The 1,022-nt window shown below is 70.9% G+C and carries 1 protein-coding gene and 1 pseudogene; both read left to right on the forward strand.

Annotation, left to right across the window (positions count from 1 at the left end; genetic code table 11):
• Nucleotides 1-153 precede the first annotated feature (153 nt).
• A pseudogene (locus ACNFOC_RS54645) lies at nt 154-882 on the forward strand (thiolase C-terminal domain-containing protein); the annotation flags it as partial.
• Between the two features lie 18 nt (nt 883-900).
• Nucleotides 901-1,022, forward strand: a 122-nt coding sequence (locus ACNFOC_RS54650; protein WP_416966348.1) for a zinc ribbon domain-containing protein, incomplete at its 3' end; no start/stop codon positions are given.

Below are 1,022 nucleotides of genomic sequence, written 5' to 3' on the forward strand. Positions count from 1 at the left end.
CCGCCAGGGCAGCCCGCGGCGCCGGCGGCTTGGGAGTCACGCTGCACGACGTGATCCGCGACTATTTGCGGGTCCAGCTCGGCGAGACGCGGCGAGTGCGTCGGCGACAAGGCGCAGCCCTGTTGGCTCAGCCCGCGGAACACCACGGCGAGCCGGCCGGCCGACGAGATAGCCATGCTCACCCGCCGCTACATGTACGAGTACGGCGCGACCCGCGACCACCTCTTCAACGTCGCCCTCGCCTGCCGCAACCGCGCCAACCAGAACCCCGCCGCGATCATGTACGACCGCCCCCTCACCCGCGAGATGTACATGACCTCCCGCTGGATCAGCGAACCCCTCTGCCTCTTCGACAACTGCCTCGAAACGGACGGGGCGTTGGCCTGCGTGGTCGTCTCCCGCGAACGCGCCCGCGACTGCCGGCGCACTCCGGTCTACGTCCACTCCGCCGCCCAGGGCCTCCCCGCCCAGCACCACGGCATGGTCAACTACTGGAACGACGACCCCCTCACCGGCCCCGCCTGGACCGCCGCCCGACACTTGTGGAAACACGCCGACTTCACCCCGCAGGACGTCGATGTCGCCCAGATCTACGACGCGTTCACCGCCCTCGTCCCGCTCTCCCTGGAGGGCTACGGCTTCTGCGGACGGGGGGAAGGCGGCGCCTTCACGGAGGGGGGCGCGCTGGAGATCGGCGGTCAACTGCCCCTCAACACCAGCGGCGGCGGCCTCTCCGAGGCGTACGTCCACGGCTTCAACCTGATCAACGAGGGCGTACGGCAGTTGCGCGGCACCAGCACCGCCCAGGTCCCGGACGCCGCCACCTGCCTGGTGACGGCGGGCGAGGGCGTCCCCACCTCCGCCCTGCTGCTCACGAAGTGAAATGAGGAGTCGACCGCCATGCTCACTCCGCTCACCGACACCGACGGCGCCCCCTTCTGGCAGTACGCCCGCGCCGGCGAACTCCGCGTCCAGACCTGCGCCGACTGCGCCGAACCCCGCTTCCCGCCCCGCCCCTGCTG

This window comes from Streptomyces colwelliae (assembly GCF_048158785.1).
In the GTDB taxonomy this organism is placed as follows: domain Bacteria; phylum Actinomycetota; class Actinomycetes; order Streptomycetales; family Streptomycetaceae; genus Streptomyces.